Source organism: Streptomyces sp. NBC_00310, assembly GCF_036208085.1.
Classification (GTDB): Bacteria; Actinomycetota; Actinomycetes; order Streptomycetales; family Streptomycetaceae; genus Streptomyces.
On the sequence record NZ_CP130714.1, the window covers coordinates 6,039,610 to 6,058,131 of the forward strand.

The 18,522-nt window shown below is 69.4% G+C and carries 13 protein-coding genes and 4 pseudogenes; 11 read left to right on the top strand and 6 right to left on the bottom strand.

Annotated elements, in window-relative coordinates; translation table 11 throughout:
• The first annotated feature begins 656 nt into the window (after window positions 1-656).
• Window positions 657-979, top strand: a pseudogene (locus tag OG202_RS26515) (MerR family DNA-binding transcriptional regulator).
• A gap of 490 nt (window positions 980-1,469) precedes the next feature.
• On the opposite strand, the gene OG202_RS26520 reads toward OG202_RS26515, so the two are convergent.
• The 5 genes from OG202_RS26520 to OG202_RS26540 all read right to left on the bottom strand — a co-directional run bounded on the left by OG202_RS26520 (window position 1,470) and on the right by OG202_RS26540 (window position 6,983).
• Window positions 1,470-2,711, bottom strand: coding sequence for a PP2C family protein-serine/threonine phosphatase (locus OG202_RS26520; protein ID WP_327728549.1), 1,242 nt, complete (start codon window positions 2,709-2,711; stop codon window positions 1,470-1,472).
• A 941-nt stretch (window positions 2,712-3,652) separates the two neighbouring features.
• A complete protein-coding gene (locus OG202_RS26525; RefSeq protein ID WP_327728548.1) occupies window positions 3,653-4,015 on the bottom strand; it encodes a hypothetical protein in 363 nt (120 codons plus the stop codon).
• 23 nt (window positions 4,016-4,038) lie between these two features.
• Window positions 4,039-4,536, bottom strand: coding sequence for a GbsR/MarR family transcriptional regulator (locus OG202_RS26530; protein WP_327728547.1), 498 nt, complete (start codon window positions 4,534-4,536; stop codon window positions 4,039-4,041).
• A 19-nt stretch (window positions 4,537-4,555) separates the two neighbouring features.
• A complete protein-coding gene (locus OG202_RS26535) occupies window positions 4,556-4,873 on the bottom strand; it encodes a hypothetical protein (protein WP_328223697.1) in 318 nt (105 codons plus the stop codon).
• A gap of 154 nt (window positions 4,874-5,027) precedes the next feature.
• A complete protein-coding gene (locus OG202_RS26540; protein ID WP_327728545.1) occupies window positions 5,028-6,983 on the bottom strand; it encodes an amino acid transporter in 1,956 nt (651 codons plus the stop codon).
• 593 nt (window positions 6,984-7,576) lie between these two features.
• On the opposite strand from OG202_RS26540, the gene OG202_RS26545 reads away from it, so the two are divergent.
• From OG202_RS26545 to OG202_RS26580, 9 genes and pseudogenes are all read left to right on the top strand, one after another.
• A complete protein-coding gene (locus OG202_RS26545; protein WP_326579971.1) occupies window positions 7,577-7,675 on the top strand; it encodes a hypothetical protein in 99 nt (32 codons plus the stop codon).
• A pseudogene (locus tag OG202_RS46570) lies at window positions 7,657-7,937 on the top strand (histidine kinase); the annotation flags it as partial. The gene OG202_RS26545 and the pseudogene OG202_RS46570, both read left to right, overlap by 19 nt.
• Window positions 7,911-8,126 (top strand): annotated as a pseudogene (locus tag OG202_RS46575) (amino acid permease); the annotation flags it as partial. The pseudogenes OG202_RS46570 and OG202_RS46575, both read left to right, overlap by 27 nt.
• Window positions 8,127-8,384: 258 nt before the next feature.
• Window positions 8,385-8,474, top strand: a complete 90-nt coding sequence (gene kdpF / locus OG202_RS26555; protein WP_086749276.1) for a K(+)-transporting ATPase subunit F — start codon at window positions 8,385-8,387, stop codon at window positions 8,472-8,474.
• An 8-nt stretch (window positions 8,475-8,482) separates the two neighbouring features.
• Complete coding sequence (kdpA, locus tag OG202_RS26560; RefSeq protein ID WP_327728544.1) at window positions 8,483-10,162, top strand: potassium-transporting ATPase subunit KdpA; 1,680 nt, start codon at window positions 8,483-8,485, stop codon at window positions 10,160-10,162.
• A complete protein-coding gene (gene kdpB, locus OG202_RS26565) occupies window positions 10,159-12,291 on the top strand; it encodes a potassium-transporting ATPase subunit KdpB (protein ID WP_328223698.1) in 2,133 nt (710 codons plus the stop codon). Before kdpA ends, kdpB begins: the two co-directional genes overlap by 4 nt.
• Window positions 12,292-12,296: 5 nt before the next feature.
• Window positions 12,297-12,968: a potassium-transporting ATPase subunit C gene (locus tag OG202_RS26570; RefSeq protein ID WP_328223699.1), complete on the top strand. Its 672-nt coding sequence runs from the start codon at window positions 12,297-12,299 to the stop codon at window positions 12,966-12,968.
• A 133-nt stretch (window positions 12,969-13,101) separates the two neighbouring features.
• Entirely contained in the window at window positions 13,102-13,785 is a 684-nt protein-coding gene (locus tag OG202_RS26575; RefSeq protein ID WP_326579960.1) for a response regulator transcription factor, read from the top strand.
• 2 nt (window positions 13,786-13,787) lie between these two features.
• Window positions 13,788-16,364 (top strand): sensor histidine kinase KdpD, encoded by a 2,577-nt coding sequence (locus tag OG202_RS26580; protein ID WP_328223701.1) that lies wholly within the window; start codon window positions 13,788-13,790, stop codon window positions 16,362-16,364.
• A gap of 15 nt (window positions 16,365-16,379) precedes the next feature.
• Here OG202_RS26580 and OG202_RS26585 read toward each other — a convergent pair whose 3' ends face one another.
• A complete protein-coding gene (locus OG202_RS26585; protein ID WP_326579956.1) occupies window positions 16,380-17,090 on the bottom strand; it encodes a hypothetical protein in 711 nt (236 codons plus the stop codon).
• Between the two features lie 834 nt (window positions 17,091-17,924).
• Between OG202_RS26585 and OG202_RS26590 the strand changes: the two are divergent.
• Window positions 17,925-18,443, top strand: a pseudogene (locus OG202_RS26590) (sensor histidine kinase); the annotation flags it as partial.
• Between the last annotated feature and the right edge of the window lie 79 nt (window positions 18,444-18,522).

Consider the following 18,522-nt stretch of genomic DNA (forward strand, 5'->3'; position numbering starts at 1 on the left):
TGCCGGGCAGCATTACGCAGTTACGCAGTTGCAGTTCGCAGGACGGTGCGGTGGTGGAGTTCCGAAGCCAGGGTTGTCGCAGGACGGCGACGGGGCTGACGGCCGGACCGGGTGGCCCGCAGTGATCAGGGGCCGCCATGAGCAGTACCGCAGTGGCAGTACCCGTAAGTGAAAGTTCGCAGTACCCAGCAGTGAAGTCAGTGAGCAGCACCTCGGTGAAGGCGTCGGCTGCGGGCGCGCGCATCGGGAGGTTCGGCAGTGGGGTTCCAAGCCAGGGCAGACGCAGGACGGGCGACGGGGCTGGCTGCCGAAGAGTGGCGCTTCGCGAGGCCACCAGCGGTTCGCAGTATCAGCAGTGCAAGCAGTACGCAGTACCCGTTCGGCAAGTGATTGGTTCAGAGGGAAGAACGGAGGAGCCGAGCGCCATCAGGATCGCCCGGGCGGAGGTGTTGAGCCCGGGTACCGCAGGACATCGATAGTGAGGTGGTCTCCGGTCGAGCAACCGCGATCCCCGCGCCCCCGACAGCGTCACGGTCGGGTCAGCGGACACAGAAGGCCGGCGCAGTACTAGGGCCGGCAGATGGTGTAGCAGTTCCTTCGGGGCCCTGGTGCCGTAAGGCACCAGGGCCCCTCCACGCGTTCCGCAGAGAGGTGAGATGACAGCAGACGGTTCCTTCGGCCGTCTCGACGACGACGATTACCCCGCCTGCACCACGGGTCGAGCTGCCGAGATGCTCGGCACCACCCCCAGCTTCCTCCGCGCCCTCGGCGAAGCCCGCCTCATCACCACGCTCCGCTCCGAGGGCGGACATCGCCGCTACTCCCACTACCGGCTGCGAATCGCCGCCCGCGCCCGGGAACTCGTCGACCCAACAAGGCCGCCTGCCGCGTCATCATCCTCGAAGACCAGCTCGACGAAGCCCAGCGCATCAACGCCGAGTACCGCCGCGCCGCCTCCCGGCACACGGTCGGCATCTGACCCGCAGCCCGCAGCGACGGGCCAGGCCGCACTGATCCGCCGATTTCAGAAGACGAGCGCATGATCGCCGAAGACACTCAGCCCAAGTCTCCGTCACAGATGCCAGGGGCCCGACCCGTTCCTCACGTCACTGGCGGACCTCGAACGGTTCGACGACCATGAAGTCCTGCCCGGCCACGCTACCGACCGCGGCCTGACGGCCAGGCCAGGGTGCGTCTCATCCGCCGCCACCGCCTTTCTCCCACACCCAGGAGATCGCCGCGTCTGACCGTTCGATCGCCCTCACACCGGGTTCCCGCCGCCTCGGTCGGTGCGTCGTGACGGCCCCCCGATTCCGCCATCGGCTCGGCGCCCCGAGGGAGCGCTTCCCGGGCTGGAGGCGCGGCCCGCTCGACCGGGCGAGGGTTGTCGCCCGCGGTACTTGCGACCTTGGGCGCGAAACCCCAGGTCGGCGGCAGGCTTCAGCGAGGGAGCCGGTGCATCGTCGCGCTCAGTCGAGGGTGGTGAGGTGATCGGCGTCGCCGCCTCGCCACTCCATGAGGAAGATGGTCGCGTCGTCGGTCGTGGTGCCGCCGCGTTCGTGTTTCAGGGCGTGGGAGAGCGCTCGCACCACCGCCCGTACCTCCGTGCGCTCGCGGAGGATCCGGTTGGTCCATTCGATGAGCTGTTCCTCTCCGAACTGTTCCCCGCCGGTGTGGTGCTCCTCGATCAGGCCGTCGGTGAAGCACAGCAACCGGTCGCCGGGGCGCAGCGTCCGCTCGCTGACCGACGGCTCCTCACCGCCGAAGCCGACCGGCAGCGTGGTCGGGCTCTCCAGCCGGTCCACCACGGCGCGGTCCCGGATCAGGAACGGGGCCGGGTGGCCCGCGTTGACCCACTGCAGTCGGCCGGTGGTGATGTCCAGAATCATCATCTGTGCGGTGACGAAGTGGTCGGGGCCGAACTGCTCGTTGATGGCCCTGTCCATGAACGCGTACACCTGGGACAGATCGGTGTGGGCCCGCCGTGTGTGGCGGTAGGCGCCGATGGCCACGGTCGCCATGGTCGCCGCGTCCAGCCCGTGGCCCATCGCGTCGATCATGGCCATGTGCAGGACGTCGCCGTTGAGGGCGTAGTCGAAGCTGTCGCCGGCCACGTCGTAGGCGGGCTCCAGGATCCCGGCCACCTCGACCTGCGGAATCGTCATCGACAGTGGGGGCAGCAACGACCACTGGATCTCCGCGGCCACGCTCATCGGGGCGCTGCGGCGGGCCTGGAAGAACTGGTCGGTGTAGGCGTCCTTGGTGACGATCATGTCCGCGACCAGACCGCCGAGTCTGCGCAGCAGCCGCCGGTCGTCGTCATCGACGCGGTCCAGGGTGACGGCCATCACCCCGATCTGGTCGCTTCCGTCCAGCAGTGGCAGGTACATCCGCACACTGCCGTCCTTCGGCACCTCCACCGTTCTGCGGCTCAGGAACGCCTCGCCGGCGGGGGAGTCCTCGACCGGCTCGGGGCCGCCGACCTTCAGTCTCCGGCCCGGCAGCGGCACCAGGAGCACCTGTTCGTAGTCCTGCAGGAGGATGGAGACATCCCGCCCTCCGACCCTGGCCACCTCTTCCGCGACGAGCGGGGCGATCAACTCCGGCGGCATCTCGTGAGCGCGGTCCAGCAGCACCCCGAGCAGCCGTTCGCCGAACCCCTCGGACCGGTCCACCCCGACCCTGTCCGGCCTACGCCCACCGTCCGTCATCGCTGTCTGCTTCCCTTCGTCCCCTGACATGGGGAACTCAGCGGGGTGGCTGCGTCCACGCGGTGTTCGCCGGGCGGCCCGGTGCCCCGGCCTCGTCCCACCGCAGCCGGTGTGGGGGCGGCGCCGGCCGGAACGGCGCCGGCGCCTTAGCACCCCGACCACGTTTCCGGATGCGATGCCCCGACGCAACGCACACCCCGTTCCTCTCGGATCCACCAGCGGGCAACCGCGATCAGCGTGGGACGACGCCGTCGACCGGCACAGGCTCGCATCGCCGACCGGTCCGACGAGCCGATTGCGCCATGGGCAGCATGTCGCCCCCGAATGCCGTTCACCACAAGGGGATCGGGTCGACGGGGACATGGGGAGGCCGGTCGGTCAGCGGGCCGGGTCTGGGCTGCCGGTCTTGATCGACGGGGCCGACGGTGGCCATCGCCGGCTGGTCGGTAGCGGTGTTCGGGTAGACCGTTTACAGAGTGCCGATCCTGCGCCCCTTCGGGTCCACGACGTCGTGGTCGCGCCACTCCGGACATCGGCGGAACGATCACGCCGTGCTGGGCCGCCCGCGTCCGCCGTGCTACAACGACCCCGGCGTATGCACACCGGGGTCGCCCTTCCGGGCCGGTCGCACGTGAGAGTGTGCCGACCCGCTTTCATGCTATGTCTGATGCACATTTCGGGCATCCGGTGTTTCGCGGTTCTCGCGGCACAGCGCGCACATCACGGCCTCCACCACGGCCGTTCCTGGACAACCGTGCAGGGATTCCTGCTTCGCTCGTCCAATGCCGCCTGCTGAGCCTCATGGTTCATGGATGCCTTGCCGTCGGACACGCCTGGGCAGTCGGCACACTTCACACCGGCCGGTCTGGTCTGCTCATGGTGTCCGGCGCGGTCACCGCACTCGGAGAGGTCTCGATCGGCAGGCGGCTGTCACTCGGCTGTCACCCGGCGGTCAGTTCCGCGAGTTGCTCGGCCGCGGTGGCGTTACCCCGGTCGGCGAGGCGTCGTAGCTCGTCCAGGTTGTCCTGTTCGGTGGCGAGTTCGATCAGCTGGTCGGTGGCTGTGGCGTTGCCGCCGTCCGAAAGGCGCCGAAGTTCTGCGAGGTCGCCTTGTTCCGCGGCGAGTTGGATGAGCTCATCGGCCGCGTCGGAGTTGCCCGCGTCCGCGAGGCGGCGCAGTTCGTTCAGGTCACCGAGTTCGGCGGCGAGCTCGATCAGCTCGTCGACCGCGCTGTGGTCGCCGTGCTCCGCCCGCGCCCGCAGGGCGGAGACGGCCGACAGGGTGGTCGGGTCAGACTCGGTCATCAGGGACAACCTCTCTGTGCGGGCTATTCGCGGGGGTCGGTCAGTTGTCCCGAGGCGCGCAGGTCGTCGCGGTGTGCCTGCCACTCGTCGACCAGCCGGGGCAGGCGTTCGGCGAGAAACTCGGCCAGCGCGACCATCTCCTCCAGCGGGGCGCGGCGCTCCGGCGGGGCATCGGTGAGGAGCGCCAGGCCCTCCCGGAACAGCGCGGCGTGTTCTCGGTGGAGCGCACCATCGAAGTTCTGCGGCTGCCGGCTGTCCGGGTTCAGGCTCACCCGGTCCATGCGCTCACCGGCGGTACGGGTGCGCCGGGCCATCCCGTAGTTCTCCAGTAGCTTGACCGCGCCCGTGACGGCGCTGCGGCTTGCCAGCAGTGCCTCGCCCAGCTCGTCGATCGACTGTTGCGGGGGATCGCAGACGAACAGGTAGCCCAGTAGGCGTCCGGCCATGGGTGGGAAGCCGTACTGGCGGGCGTAGAAGCGGCCGACGTGGTCGGCGAAGAGTAGGTGGGCGTCGTTTGGCACGCTTTCGAAGGTATCACTTTCAGCTGAGATGACAATTATTTGTGTCATCTTGGTGGCGTGCTGCCACCAAGGCGTCCGTACATACCGTGTGCTCGCGCCAGGGGCTGGTGACCGTCAGCCAGCCCGGGCCCGCGGTCACCCGGGGTGGCAGCAGGATCGTGAGGACGACGGCGGACAGGGTGATCCACAGCAGGGCGCGGGGGAGTGTCAGGCTTCCCGCGTCCCAGCCGACCAGCAGGGACATGGCGCAGAACAGCAGGGCGCAGGTCGTCGCGAACCGGGCGCTGCCGCGCCGGTGGCGGTCACCGGCCGAGCTCGGAGGTCTGTTCCGCTGCATGCCGCCGACGCTAGGCGGCCGGGCGGGGCAGGCGACTGCCGCTGACGGGATTCTGACGGCGTACGGGTGAATCCTGACGGGGTCCTGACGGGGCCCTGGCGAGATCTTGACGGGCTTGAGGGGGCCGAGAGAGGGCCGAGAGGGCGCGCCGGTGTCAGCCCACGTGGATGCGTGGGCGGCGGGCGCGGTCCGGTTCCGCCTCGCGCAGGACCTCGCGGGTGACGGGGGCGACCTCGCCCTGGCCGAAGAGGAAGAAGCGGAGGAAGTTGGCGAAGGGGTTGCCCTCGGTCCACTCGAAGTAGATGTGCGGGGTGCGGCCCGTGGCGTCGCGGACGTGGAGGAGGAGGGCGGCGAGGGAGTTGGGGACGGAGGAGGACTCCAGGGTCAGGACCCGGTAGCGGTCGTGCAGGACCTCCCCGCGTACGGTCAGGCCCGCCTCGAACTCGGAGGGGTCCGTCACCGTCACCTCGACGAAGACGAAGTCCTCCTGCTCAGGCATGTCGTTGTCCTGCCGGATCTGTTCGATCTTGTCGCGGTACTCGGCCTTGTCGCGCTGGTCGGGCTCGTTGGCGATGAAGCGGATACGGCGGTGGGACATGTCCCGGACGAATCGTTCCGCCATGTCGTCCAGCTCGACGCTGGTCACACGCAGTTCGAAGGCGCGGGCGAGGCGGGAGAGGAGGGAGACGAGGATGATGCCCGCGATGAAGCAGGCGCCGATCTTCACGCCGTCGGGGCGTTCGATGACGTTGAGGATGGTGGTGTACAGGAACACCGCCGAGATCACTCCGAAGGCGATCCTCCAGTTCCGCTGGCCGGCCTTGTGCGCGGCTATCGTCACCGCGATCGCCGCCGAGCTGATCAGGACCAGGACGCCGGTGGCGTACGCGCCGCCCTGGGCGTCGACGTCCGCGTCGAAGATCCAGGTGACCAGGAAGCCGACGAGGGTGAAGACGATGACCATGGGGCGGACCGCGCGGGCCCAGTGGGGGGCCATGCCGTAGCGGGGGAGGTAGCGCGGCATGAGGTTGAGCAGGCCCGCCATGGCGGAGGCGCCGGCGAACCAGAGGATGGCGATCGTCGAGACGTCGTAGAGGGTGCCGAAGACGTTGCCCAGGTACTCGTGTGCGAGGTAGGCGAGGGCGCGGCCGTTGGCGTCGCCGCCGTCCTCGAACTCCTTCTCCGGGATGAGGAGGGTGGTGATGAAGCTGGTGGTGACCAGGAAGACGCTCATGATGACGGCGGCGGCGGTGAGCAGCTTCTTCGTGTCCCGGATACGGCCCTTGGGGTTCTCCTCCGTGTCGCCCTCGTCGCCCTGCACATGGGGCATGACGGCGACACCGGTCTCGAAGCCGGAGAGGCCGAGCGCGAGTTTGGGGAAGACGATCAGTGCCACGCCGACCATGACGAAGACGTTGCCGTGTTCGGCGGTCAGCGCGGTCGACCAGTCGGTGATCACGTGGCCCTCGGTGATCACATGCCACAGGCCGACCACGACGACCACGACGTTCAGGGCGAGGTAGGCGCCCACCAGGGCCACCGCGACACCGATCGCCTCCAGGAAGCCCTTGAGGAAGACCGCGCCGAGCAGGGCGATCAGGATCAGGGTGATCAGGAGCTGCTTGTCGTGCAGGGCCTCGGACAGGTGGGGGTTCTCCACGAGGTGGGTGGAGGCGTCCGCGGCCGAGAGGGTGATCGTGATCAGGAAGTCCGTCGCCGCGAAGCCCAGCAGGGTCAGGACGAAGAGCTTGCCCTTCCAGAACGTCAGCAGGCGTTCCAGCATGGAGATCGAGCCCTGGCCGTGGGGGCTCTCCTCGGCCACCCGGCGGTAGACGGGGAGCGCGCCGGCGAGGGTGACGATCACGAGGACGATGGTCGCGACCGGGGAGAGGAGGCCGGCGGCGAGGGCGGCGATGCCGGGCTGGTAGCCGAGGGTGGAGAAGTAGTCGACGCCGGTCAGGCACATCACCCGCCACCAGCGCTGGCCCTTGTGCGGCGGTTCCGGTTCGGCGTGCGGACCCTTGTGGCCGCCGGGTTTGCCCATGTCGGACAGGCCCTGAAGCATCCAGGTCCGCAGTCGGCTCGGCGGTGGGTGCTCGGTGGTGGCCATCGGCGTGCTCTCCCGTTGTGCGGCTCAGGATGGGTTTCGAGCCATCACGGCGGACGGCCGCATCAGCGTAAGCAGAGCGTGACGTCAGGGCCCATGGGATGCGTCACGTGAGCGCGTCAAGCTTCCGTTAAGACCTACCGTGAGAACGCCGGGGGCGCATCATGATGAGGGCGTTTGCACGGCACGAGCGGAAACTGGCCCGTACGGGGGACGCATGCCGGCAGGTCTCGGCGGCGGACACCCAGCGTCATGCCGTACGCGGCTCCCCGGCTGCTCCGTGTGAAAGCGAGGCCGCGCCCGGAGCGCGTCTGTTTCCGGAGCTGTGCCGTCCCCGGGGCTTCGATGGAGCCGCGGCGGGCTCCCCGCCGGCCGGGCTTTCCGACGCACCGCTTTCACCCTGTCCGGCCCGGAGGTGTCAAGACCGTGTCAAGGTCCCGGGCCCAGGCGCCAAGGAAGCGCTCACACGCGCCCGTTCCGTCCCCGGAAGCGGTTCCGTGGGGATCCAGGGGATCCAGGGGATCCAAGGGATCCAGGGGGAGAAGTAACCCGCCTCCTGAGGGAGTTGAACCAGTGAGCGGAGCGCGTCGGCGGCGATGAGTGACGTACGGTCCGGACGACTGAAGGTCTACCTGGGGGCGGCCCCGGGAGTGGGCAAGACCTACCGGATGCTCGACGGGTCGTCGTGGCGCTGACCGGCGGGCCGGAGGGCGACACCCTGATCCGGCGGGCCGCCCGGATCGCCGCCCGGTCGGCCGGCGGTGCGCTGCTGGCCGTGCACATGGCCCGCAGCGACTGGCTCGCGGCCGGGGTCTCGCCCGGCAGCGCAGGCTGGTGGAGGACCTGGGCGACAGCTACCACTCAGTCGTTGGCGACGACACCGCCACCACGCTGGTGGAGTTCGCCCGGGCCGAACGCGGTGCGGGGCCTCCGTCCGAGCGCCGCAGTCTGGGCCGCCCCATCGCCGCGTACGTCCGTGAGGTGGCGGCGGAGCCGGCCACGCGGGTCACCGTCCTGATCCCGGAGGCCGAGCCCGAGCGGCTGTGGCAGCGGCTGCTGCAGAACCAGCGGGGCGCGGTCGTCGCCCACGCCGTACGACGCGAGACCGACGCGGTGATCTGCCGGCTGCGCTTCCGGCTGCTGTGAGCGGGACGCTCCGCACCGTCACGTGACCCCCGCCACCGATGCCGACCAGGGCCGTATGGATCCCGTCAAAGGTGTGCGGGCCGCCGTATGAGAGCCGTCAACGGGTGACCGAATCCGGCCAGAGTCGCGGTTTCCTCTAACTGTCCGTTCTTCCCGAACCTCACTCCAGGAGTTCGCGATGGCCGATCTGGCCTTCGTCGTCACCACGATCGCCGTGTTCGCGCTGGTGGCCTTCGTCGCCAAGGGGGTGACGAAGCTGTGACCGTCGAGAACATCGTCGGCCTGATCGTGGCCGTCTCCCTGCTGGGCTATCTCGTCCTCGCCCTGATCTTCCCGGAGAGGTTCTGAGATCTGACATGGGTCCCGTACTCGCCGGCGTGCTCCAACTGCTGGCCCTCATCGCGGCGTTGGCGCTCGCCTACGTTCCCCTCGGCACCTACATGGCCAAGGTCTACTCCACCGACAAGCACTGGCGCGTCGAGAAGTGGATCTACAAGGGCATCGGCGCCAACCCCGACACCGAGATGCGCTGGCCCGCGTACCTGCGCGGCGTGCTCGCCTTCTCGGCGGCCGGTGTCCTGTTCCTGTACCTCCTCCAGCGGCTGCAGGGCGTGCTGCCCGGCTCGCTGGGCTTCTCCTCCATCGACGCGGACCAGGCGTTCAACACCGCCGCGTCCTTCGTCACCAACACCAACTGGCAGTCGTACTACGGCGAACAGGCCATGGGCCACGTCGTCCAGGTCGGCGGGCTGGCCGTGCAGAACTTCGTCTCGGCCGCCGTGGGCATCGCGGTCGCGGTCGCGCTCGTACGCGGCTTCGCGCGCTCCCGCTCCGGTGAGCTGGGCAACTTCTGGTCCGACATGGTGCGCGGGGTGACCCGCATCCTGCTGCCGCTCGCGTTCGTCGCGGCGATCGTGCTGGTCGCGTGCGGCGTCATCCAGAACTTCTCCGGCATCCACGAGGTCGGCCAATTCTTTAATGGGCACAGCATGGGCGGCGCCCAGCAGTGGAACGGCGGTGCGGTCGCCTCGACGGAGGCCATCAAGGAGGTCGGCACGAACGGCGGCGGCATCTTCAACGCCAACTCCGCCCACCCGTTCGAGAATCCGACCCCGTTCACCAACCTCTTCGAGATCTTCCTGCTGCTGGTCATCCCGTTCGCCCTCACCCGCACGTTCGGTGTCATGGTCGGCTCGGTCAAGCAGGGCTACGCGATCCTCGCCACGATGGCCACCATCTGGCTCGGGTTCACCGCCCTGATGATGTGGACCGAGTTCGCCCACCACGGCCCGGCGCTCGACATCGCCGGCGGAGCCATGGAGGGCAAGGAGAACCGCTTCGGTGTCGGCGCCTCCTCGATCTTCGCGGTGGCGACCACGCTCACCTCGACCGGCGCGGTGAACTCCTTCCACTCCTCCTTCACCGGTCTCGGCGGCGGGATCACGATGCTGGGCATGCAGTTGGGCGAGATCGCGCCCGGCGGTGTCGGCTCCGGCCTCTACGGCATGCTGATCATGGCGATCATCGCGGTGTTCATCGCCGGGCTGATGGTCGGCCGCACCCCCGAGTACCTGGGCAAGAAGATCGGCACCCGCGAGATCAAGTTCGCGGCCTGCTACATCCTCATCACCCCGGCACTGGTGCTCGTCCTCACCGCCGCGGCGATGGCCCTGCCCACCCCGGGCAACTCGATGACGAACTCCGGCGCGCACGGGTTCTCCGAGATCCTGTACGCCTACACCTCGGCGTCCAACAACAACGGCTCGGCCTTCGCCGGGCTGAACGCCGACACGCAGTGGTTCAACAGCACGCTCGGCATCGCCATGCTGCTCGGCCGGTTCCTGCCGATGGTGTTCGTGCTGGCGCTGGCCGGCTCGCTCGCCGAGCAGAAGCCGGTCCCGGCCACCGCGGGCACCCTGCGCACCGAAAAGCCGCTGTTCACCGGGCTGTTGGTGGGCGCGATCCTGATCATCACCGGGCTGACGTACTTCCCGGCGCTCGCGCTGGGTCCGCTGGCCGAGGGGCTGGCGTCATGACCACCGACGTAACGAAGCAAGAGGACGCGATGTCCACAGCCACCCCGACCCGGGCGCCGCACAGCGACGTCCCCACCGGGCACAAGCCCGCCGAGGGCCGCGTGGGAGCGGGCCTCTTCGACCCCAAGCAGCTGGTCAAGTCGCTGCCGGACGCCTGCCGCAAGCTCGACCCCCGGGTGATGATCAAGTCGCCGGTGATGTTCGTGGTGCTGGTCGGGTCCGTGCTGACGACGGTCTTCTCCTTCAAGGACCCGACCGACTGGTTCGGCTGGACCATCAGCGCCTGGCTCTGGCTGACGGTGATCTTCGCCAACCTGGCGGAGGCCGTCGCCGAGGGGCGGGGCAAGGCGCAGGCCGACACCCTGCGCAAGGCCAAGACCGACACCGTGGCCCGGCGGCTCGCCGGGGACGCCGAAGAGAGCGTCCCCGGTACCGAACTGCGGATCGGTGACCTGGTCGTCTGCGAGGCCGGCGACATCATCCCCGGCGACGGTGACGTCGTCGAGGGCGTCGCCTCCGTGGACGAGTCGGCGATCACCGGCGAGTCGGCCCCGGTCATCCGGGAGTCCGGTGGAGACCGCTCGGCCGTCACCGGTGGCACGAAGGTCCTCTCCGACCGGATCGTCATCAAGATCACGACGAAGCCCGGCGAGACCTTCATCGACCGGATGATCAACCTGGTCGAGGGCGCGGCCCGGCAGAAGACACCGAACGAGATCGCGCTGAACATCCTGCTCGCCTCGCTCACGATCGTGTTCCTGCTGGCGGTGGCGACCCTGCCGCCGTTCGCGGACTACGCGGGCACCCATCTCACGATGGTCGTGCTGGTGGCCCTGCTGGTCTGCCTGATCCCGACGACGATCGGCGCGCTCCTGTCGGCGATCGGCATCGCGGGCATGGACCGGCTGGTCCAGCGCAACGTGCTCGCCATGTCGGGGCGGGCCGTCGAGGCGGCCGGTGACGTGTCGACGCTGCTCCTCGACAAGACCGGCACGATCACGCTCGGCAACCGGCAGGCCGCCGAGTTCGTGCCGGTCGAGGGCACCACCGAGGCCGAGGTCGCGGACGCCGCCCAGCTCTCCTCGCTGGCCGACGAGACGCCCGAGGGCCGTTCCATCGTCGTACTGGCGAAGGAGAAGTACGGTCTGCGCGAGCGCGTGCAGGGCGAGCTGTCCGGCGCCGAGTGGATCGCCTTCACCGCCCAGACCCGGATGTCGGGTGTGGACGTCGACGGGCGCAAGGTCCGCAAGGGGGCGGCCGGGTCCGTCATCGCCTGGGTGCGGGAGCGGGGCGGAACGGTCGCCGACGACGCGGACACGCTCTCCAACCGGATCTCCGAGGCCGGTGGCACCCCGCTGCTGGTCGCGATCGAGGACTCCGAGGGCGCCCGGGTGCTGGGCGTCATCCACCTCAAGGACGTCGTCAAGGAGGGCATGCGCGAGCGGTTCGACGAACTGCGCCGCATGGGCATCAAGACCGTCATGATCACGGGCGACAACCCGCTGACGGCCAAGGCGATCGCCGAGGAGGCGGGCGTCGACGACTTCCTTGCCGAGGCCACCCCCGAGGACAAGATGGCTCTCATCAAGCGGGAGCAGGCGGGCGGCAAGCTCGTCGCGATGACCGGTGACGGCACGAACGACGCGCCCGCGCTCGCCCAGGCGGATGTCGGCGTGGCCATGAACACGGGTACGTCGGCCGCGAAGGAGGCCGGCAACATGGTCGACCTCGACTCCAACCCGACCAAGCTCATCGAGATCGTCGAGATCGGCAAGCAACTCCTCATCACCCGGGGCGCGTTGACGACGTTCTCCATCGCCAACGACGTCGCCAAGTACTTCGCGATCATCCCGGCGCTGTTCGCGGCCGTCTACCCGGGCCTGGACAAGCTCAACATCATGGGCCTGTCCTCGCCGGACTCCGCGATCCTCTCCGCCGTCATCTTCAACGCGCTGATCATCATCGCGCTGGTGCCGCTCTCCCTGAAGGGCGTGCAGTACCGGCCGGTCAGCGCCGACAAACTGCTCCGCCGCAACCTCACCGTCTACGGCCTCGGCGGACTGATCGCCCCCTTCATCGGCATCAAGCTCATCGACCTGCTCATCTCCCTCATCCCCGGAATCGGCTGAGCGCCATGAAAAACACGGTCATCAACACCGCCCGGCTGTTCGCAGCGGGCCTGCGCGCCCTCCTCGTCCTGACCCTGGTGACGGGCGTCATCTACCCGCTCGTCGTCACCGGCTTCGCCCAGGCGCTGTTCAGCGACAAGGCGAACGGCTCGGAGATCAAGGACCACGCCGGCAAGGTCGTCGGGTCCTCGCTGATCGGGCAGTCGTACAACCTGCCGCTGAAGAAGGGCCAGGAGACCCCGGAGCCCGACCTGAAGTGGTTCCAGGGCCGCCCCCAGAACGGTCTCGGCACCAACAGCGTCAACACCCAGTACAAGCTGATCCTGTCCGGCGCCACCAACCGGTCCGCCGACAACGCGGACCTGATCGACTGGGTGAAGGCAGCCAAGGCCGCCGTCGTCAAGGACAACTCGACCGCCGACCACAAGGTCAAGCCCTCCGAGGTGCCGGCCGACGCGGTGACGTCCTCCGGCTCCGGCCTGGACCCGGACATCTCCCCGGACTACGCCGACCTCCAGGTCCACCGGGTCGCCGAGCAGAACGGCCTCTCCGCCGACCAGGTGCAGAAGCTCGTCGACGACCACACCGAGAGCCGCACCCTCGGCTTCATCGGTGAGCCCCGCGTCAACGTCCTCGAACTCAACATCGCGCTCAAGGACCTGCTGGCCAAGAGCTGACGGCAGCGCACGGTCCACAGGGGAGTCGGCGGTCGGGGCGGGAGCCGGGAACCGCCGACTCCCGCCCGCATGAGTGCCGGTCGCACGGCTCCCGGCGTTCATGGCCCGACGTACGACAGGAAGGCGCACACCCATGACACGGGTGCTGGTGGTGGAGGACGACCCGCAGCTCGTACGGGCCCTCATCATCAATCTCCAGGCACGTCAGTACGGGGTCGACGCGGCCCCCGACGGTGCCACCGCGCTCCGGCTGGCCGCCGCGCGGCAGCCCGACGTGGTCCTGCTCGACCTCGGGCTGCCCGACATGGACGGGGTCGAGGTCATCAAGGCGCTGCGGGCCTGGACCCGGGTGCCGATCATGGTGCTGTCCGCCCGCCAGGCGTCCGAGGAGAAGGTCGCCGCGCTCGACGTCGGCGCCGACGACTACATCACCAAACCGTTCAGCATGGACGAACTCCTCGCCCGGCTCCGGGCCGCCGTCCGCCGCACCGAGGACATCGGGCTCGCGCCCGAGACGACGCTCGTCGAGACGGACGCCTTCACCATCGACCTGCTGGCCAAGAAGGCCGTACGGGACGGTCACGACGTACGCCTCACCCCGACCGAGTGGCATCTGCTGGAGATCCTGGTCACCAGCCCGGGACGGCTGATCACACAGAAGCACCTGCTCCAGGAGGTCTGGGGCGTTACCCAGAGCAACAAGACCAACTACCTGCGGGTGTACATGGCCCAGCTGCGGCGCAAGCTGGAAACGGACCCCGCCCACCCCCGGTATCTCATCACCGAGCCCGGTATGGGCTATCGCTTCGAAGGATGAACATGGCACGCGGCAAGCTCCGGATCTACCTCGGCGCGGCCCCCGGCGTCGGCAAGACCTACGCCATGCTGTCCGAGGCGCACCGCCGCGTGGAGCGGGGCACCGACTGCGTGGTGGCCTTCGTCGAGCATCACGGCCGTCCGCGTACCGAGGTGATGCTGCACGGTCTGGAGCAGACCGCGCGCAGGGAACTGGAGTACCGGGACACCGTCTTCACGGAGATGGACGTGGACGCCGTCCTCGCCCGGCACCCGCACGTGGTGCTCGTGGACGAACTCGCCCACACCAACGTTCCCGGCTCCCGCAACGACAAGCGCTGGCAGGACGTGGAGGAACTGCTGGCCGCCGGGATCAACGTGATATCGACCGTGAACATCCAGCACCTGGAGTCGCTCGGCGACGTCGTCGAGTCGATAACCGGCGTACGGCAGCGGGAGACCGTGCCGGACGAGGTCGTACGGCGGGCCGACCAGATCGAGCTGGTCGACATGTCCCCGCAGGCGCTGCGGCGGCGGATGGCCCACGGCAACATCTACAAGCCGGACAAGGTCGACGCGGCCCTGTCGAACTACTTCCGGCCAGGGAACCTGACCGCGCTGCGCGAGCTGGCGCTGCTGTGGGTGGCGGACCGGGTGGACGCCTATCTCACCGAGTACCGCAGCGAGCACCGGGTGTCGAAGATCTGGGGCTCGCGAGAGCGGATCGTCGTCGGGCTGACCGGCGGACCGGAGGGCCGGACGCTGATCCGCCGGGCCGTGCGGCTCGCGGAGAAGGGCGCGGGCGGTGAGGTGATGGCCGTCTACATCTCCCGCAGCGACGGCCTGACCGCGGCCTCGCCGAAGGAGCTGGCCGTCCAGCGCACCCTTGTCGAGGACCTCGGCGGCACCTTCCACCAGGTCGTCGGGGAGGACATACCGGTCGCGCTGCTCGACTTCGCGCGCGGGGTCAACGCCACCCAGATCGTGCTGGGCGTCTCCCGCCGCAAGGGCTGGCAGTACGTCTTCGGACCGGGCGTCGGCGCGACCGTCGCCCGGGACTCCGGACCCGACCTCGACGTCCACCTCATCACCCACGACGAGGCCGGCAAGGGGCGCGGACTCCCGGTCAGCCGGGGCGCCCGCCTCGGCCGAGCCCGCCTGATCTGGGGCTGGCTCGTCGGCCTCGGCGGGCCCGTGCTGCTGACCTGGCTGCTGAGCGGCGTCCTCCCGGACGTCGGGCTCGCCAACGACATGCTGCTGTTGCTGACGACGACGGTGGCGGCGGCCCTGCTGGGCGGGCTCTTCCCGGCACTGGCCTCGGCGGTGGCCGCGTCCCTGCTCCTGAACTGGTACTTCACTCCACCCGTCCACACCCTCACCATCGCCGACCCGAAGAACATCGTCGCCATCGCGATCTTCGTCGGCGTCGCGGTGTCCGTCGCCTCCGTCGTCGACCTCGCCGCCCGCCGCACCCATCAGGCCGCCCGGCTGCGGGCGGAGTCGGAGATCCTCTCCTTCCTGGCCGGCAACGTCCTGCGCGGCGAGACCAGTCTGGAGGCCCTGCTGGAGCGGGTCCGCGAAACCTTCTCCATGGAGTCGGCGGCCCTGCTCGAACGCGCGAGCGACGTGGACCCGTGGACCTGCGCCGGCAGCGTGGGCCCTGGGCCCTGTGCCACCCCCGAGGAGGCGGACGTCGACGTGCCGGTCGGCGACCACATGACCCTCGCGCTGACCGGACGGGTCCCACCCGCCGAGGACCGCCGCGTTCTCGCGGCCTTCGCCGCCCAGGCCGCCGTCGTACTGGACCGCCGACGCCTGAAGCAGGAGGCCGACCAGGCCAAGGAACTCGCCGAGGGCAACCGCATCCGCACCGCCCTGCTGGCCGCCGTCAGCCACGACCTGCGCACCCCGCTCGCCGCCATCAAGGCGGCCGTCACCTCCCTGCGCTCGGACGACGTCGAGTGGTCGGAGGAGGACCATGCGGAACTGCTGGAGGCCATCGAGGAGGGCGCCGACCGCCTCGACCTCCTCGTCGGCAACCTCCTCGACATGTCCCGTCTCCAGACCGGCACCGTCACCCCGATCATCCGCGAGACCGACGTCGACGAGGTCATCCCGATGGCACTCGGCGGCGTCCCCGAGGGCAGCGTCGACCTGGACATCCCCGAGACGCTGCCCATGGTCGCCGTCGACCGGGGCCTCATGGAGCGGTCCGTCGCCAACATCGTCGAGAACGCGGTGAAGTACAGCCCCGCGGGCACCCCGGTCCTGGTCTCGGCGAGCGCCATCGCGAACCGGGTGGAGGTACGCGTCGTGGACCGCGGCCCGGGCGTCCCCGACGAGGCCAAGGACCGCATCTTCGAACCCTTCCAGCGCTATGGCGACGCCCCGCGTGGTGCCGGTGTGGGGCTGGGGCTGGCCGTGGCCCGCGGCTTCGCCGAGGCCATCGGCGGCACCCTCCACGCCGAGGACACACCGGGCGGCGGCCTCACGATGGTGCTGAGCCTGCCGATGGCGGCGGCCCACCGGCCGTCGCCTGAGTCCGAGTCGGAGCCGGAGCCGGAGTCGGAGCCGGACATGCCCGTGACCGCCACGTCATAGCCTCACGGCCACGCCTCACGGGATTCGGATACGTGTGCAGGTCGGCCCGCGTTGGCTGCGTGATTCACACAGATCGTCGGTTCCGTTACTCGCGTTGAGGGCCGTGATGCTGATGCCCCCCGCCTGTGGTGGAAGGGTCATCGGCATGCTGACTCGCTGCTCGACCGTGCCCGTTTCGTCAGGTCTGAGTTCACTTGAGTAGTCGTCGACCGAGCCCCGGATGGGCGTGTCCAAGTCAGCCTTGGTGGCGGTCACGTACACCTGGATGGTCGCCGACATCTCTACGCCGTCGGCATGCACGTCGAAGCTGAGTTGCAAATGGGACCGAGGGCCTTCGATCTTGACGTCGGTGATGTTGGGTCGTCCGTTCCCGCCGGCAGCCTTGGCCGCGCCGATCACCGCCACGCTGAGAGCCACCATGTAGAAGACCACTCCAAGGATGAGAACGCAGGTCTCCCACAGGTTGCCCCGCCGGGTGGGGTGGATGAGTAGGGCGACGATGCTGCAGACGATGGCGAGGATGGCGCAGAGCGAGGCCACGTAGATCGGCCATGACTTGTTGTTGAGAGCGACGAACACGACGTCGCTGGACAGCCCGAGAGCCGTCATGATCCCGGCAACGGTGATCAGCGCACCGGCCAGGATCTTGGCGACGTCGTCCAGGCGCTTTCCGACCCTGGCCTGGATCTCGTCGGGCGTCGGCGCAGCCTCTTTGTCGTCGCCCATGTTCGGCACCCTCATCGCGGCCCTCCACGCCGTCGGCCCGCGCAGGCAAGGCCATACACGCTTGGTGCGCCCAACCAAGAGGCACCCGGCCCGTGGCACCCGCTCGACCTACTCGCCGTCGGGTGGGTAAGGCTGCCGGCCCGAGTCCGGCCGTCGCCTGTGAGCAGGTTGCCGCAACCTATCGGCTGGCAGCCGTGACCGTGCTCCGGACACTCCCACCCCACACATCTTCTCCGAGCGAAGTCACCCCATCGAGGCGGCTCCCATTCCCGGCTTCCGGATGTTGTGGGTCTGCCGTGGCCGCGGCATCATCCGCCTCAACCCACCACTGTACGAACGACCTGGACGCCAGGGGCCGCGTCTGGTCGGCTCTGCTCGGGTCGGCGGCAGACGGGATGGGAGCCCCCGCATCAGCCACTCACGGCCGGCACTCGCGTACCGGGCCCCCTGCCGTCTCGGAGCCTGAGCGCTCGGGAGTTCTTGTCCTGCCCGGTGACGACGACGACCTGCCGGGCGTTGTCGGGGATCTCGGCGAGAGTCCTCGGGCCGAGGCCCGGAAGGTCGGCCGGTGCGGAAGGGCTCGGGTCCGCGGTTTTGGCGTCCGGGGCCCTTTCGCCGGCCGCGTTCGTTTCGCCGGCCGCGCTCGGCCGGGATCGGGCGCGAGCCGTGCTGGACGTGACGGGCCGGGTGTCCTGCGCACTGGTGGTGGCCGAGGTGGCGTCCCCCGGCGTCCCGGTACCGGGGCCGCCGCACCCGGCCAGGGTGAGGGCCAGGGCCAGGGCCAGGACCGCGGCGGGAACCGGCACGCGGGAGCCCACGGAGGAGGAGAGGTGCGACCTCGCCGCGGGTGACGCCGGCACCCTGCGGCTGCACCGGGAACCGCTGGCCGCGGACGAGCTGATCGGCCAGGTCGCCGCCGCCCATCGCAGCCGCGCCGAAGCCGCGGTCGTACACCTGCGGGCGGAGGCCGACCCAGGGCTCTGGATGGACGCCGACCCGGTGCGCATGCGCCAGGTCCTGGGCAACCTCGTCTCCAACGCGCTGCGGCACACTCCCACGCAAGGCACGGTCACCCTCAGCGCCCGGCGGACGGCGAACGAGGCCGTCCTGACCGTGCGCGACACGGGAGACGGCATCTCCCCCGAAGACCTGCCCCATGTCCTCGAACGGTTCTGGCGCGCCGAGAAATCCCGCAGCAGACGCACCGGGGGCAGCGGTCTCGGCCTGTCCATCGTGCGCCAGTTCGTCGAGGCACACGGCGGAACCGTCACCGTCGGCAACACCCCCGGCAGCGGAGCGGTGTTCACCGTCCGGCTGCCCCGTGTGTCCGGGCCGGAGGAACCTCAACTGTGAGGGGTCGTCAGACACCCGTGGAAAGGGCGCCCCAGGGCACACAAGGGCACGACACTGGCCGCGCAGCACTGCTGTACGT

Coding starts and splice junctions, on each gene's coding strand:
- OG202_RS26580 (WP_328223701.1), top strand. CDS start 13,788: ATGGCACGCGGCAAGCTCCGGATCTACCTCGGCGCGGCCCCCGGCGTC.
- OG202_RS26525 (WP_327728548.1), bottom strand. CDS start 4,015: ATGACCGAGTCTGACCCGACCACCCTGTCGGCCGTCTCCGCCCTGCGG.
- OG202_RS26535 (WP_328223697.1), bottom strand. CDS start 4,873: ATGCAGCGGAACAGACCTCCGAGCTCGGCCGGTGACCGCCACCGGCGC.
- OG202_RS26520 (WP_327728549.1), bottom strand. CDS start 2,711: ATGACGGACGGTGGGCGTAGGCCGGACAGGGTCGGGGTGGACCGGTCC.
- kdpA (WP_327728544.1), top strand. CDS start 8,483: ATGGGTCCCGTACTCGCCGGCGTGCTCCAACTGCTGGCCCTCATCGCG.
- OG202_RS26585 (WP_326579956.1), bottom strand. CDS start 17,090: ATGGGCGACGACAAAGAGGCTGCGCCGACGCCCGACGAGATCCAGGCC.
- kdpB (WP_328223698.1), top strand. CDS start 10,159: ATGACCACCGACGTAACGAAGCAAGAGGACGCGATGTCCACAGCCACC.
- OG202_RS26570 (WP_328223699.1), top strand. CDS start 12,297: ATGAAAAACACGGTCATCAACACCGCCCGGCTGTTCGCAGCGGGCCTG.
- OG202_RS26575 (WP_326579960.1), top strand. CDS start 13,102: ATGACACGGGTGCTGGTGGTGGAGGACGACCCGCAGCTCGTACGGGCC.
- OG202_RS26540 (WP_327728545.1), bottom strand. CDS start 6,983: ATGGCCACCACCGAGCACCCACCGCCGAGCCGACTGCGGACCTGGATG.
- OG202_RS26545 (WP_326579971.1), top strand. CDS start 7,577: ATGAGTGACGTACGGTCCGGACGACTGAAGGTCTACCTGGGGGCGGCC.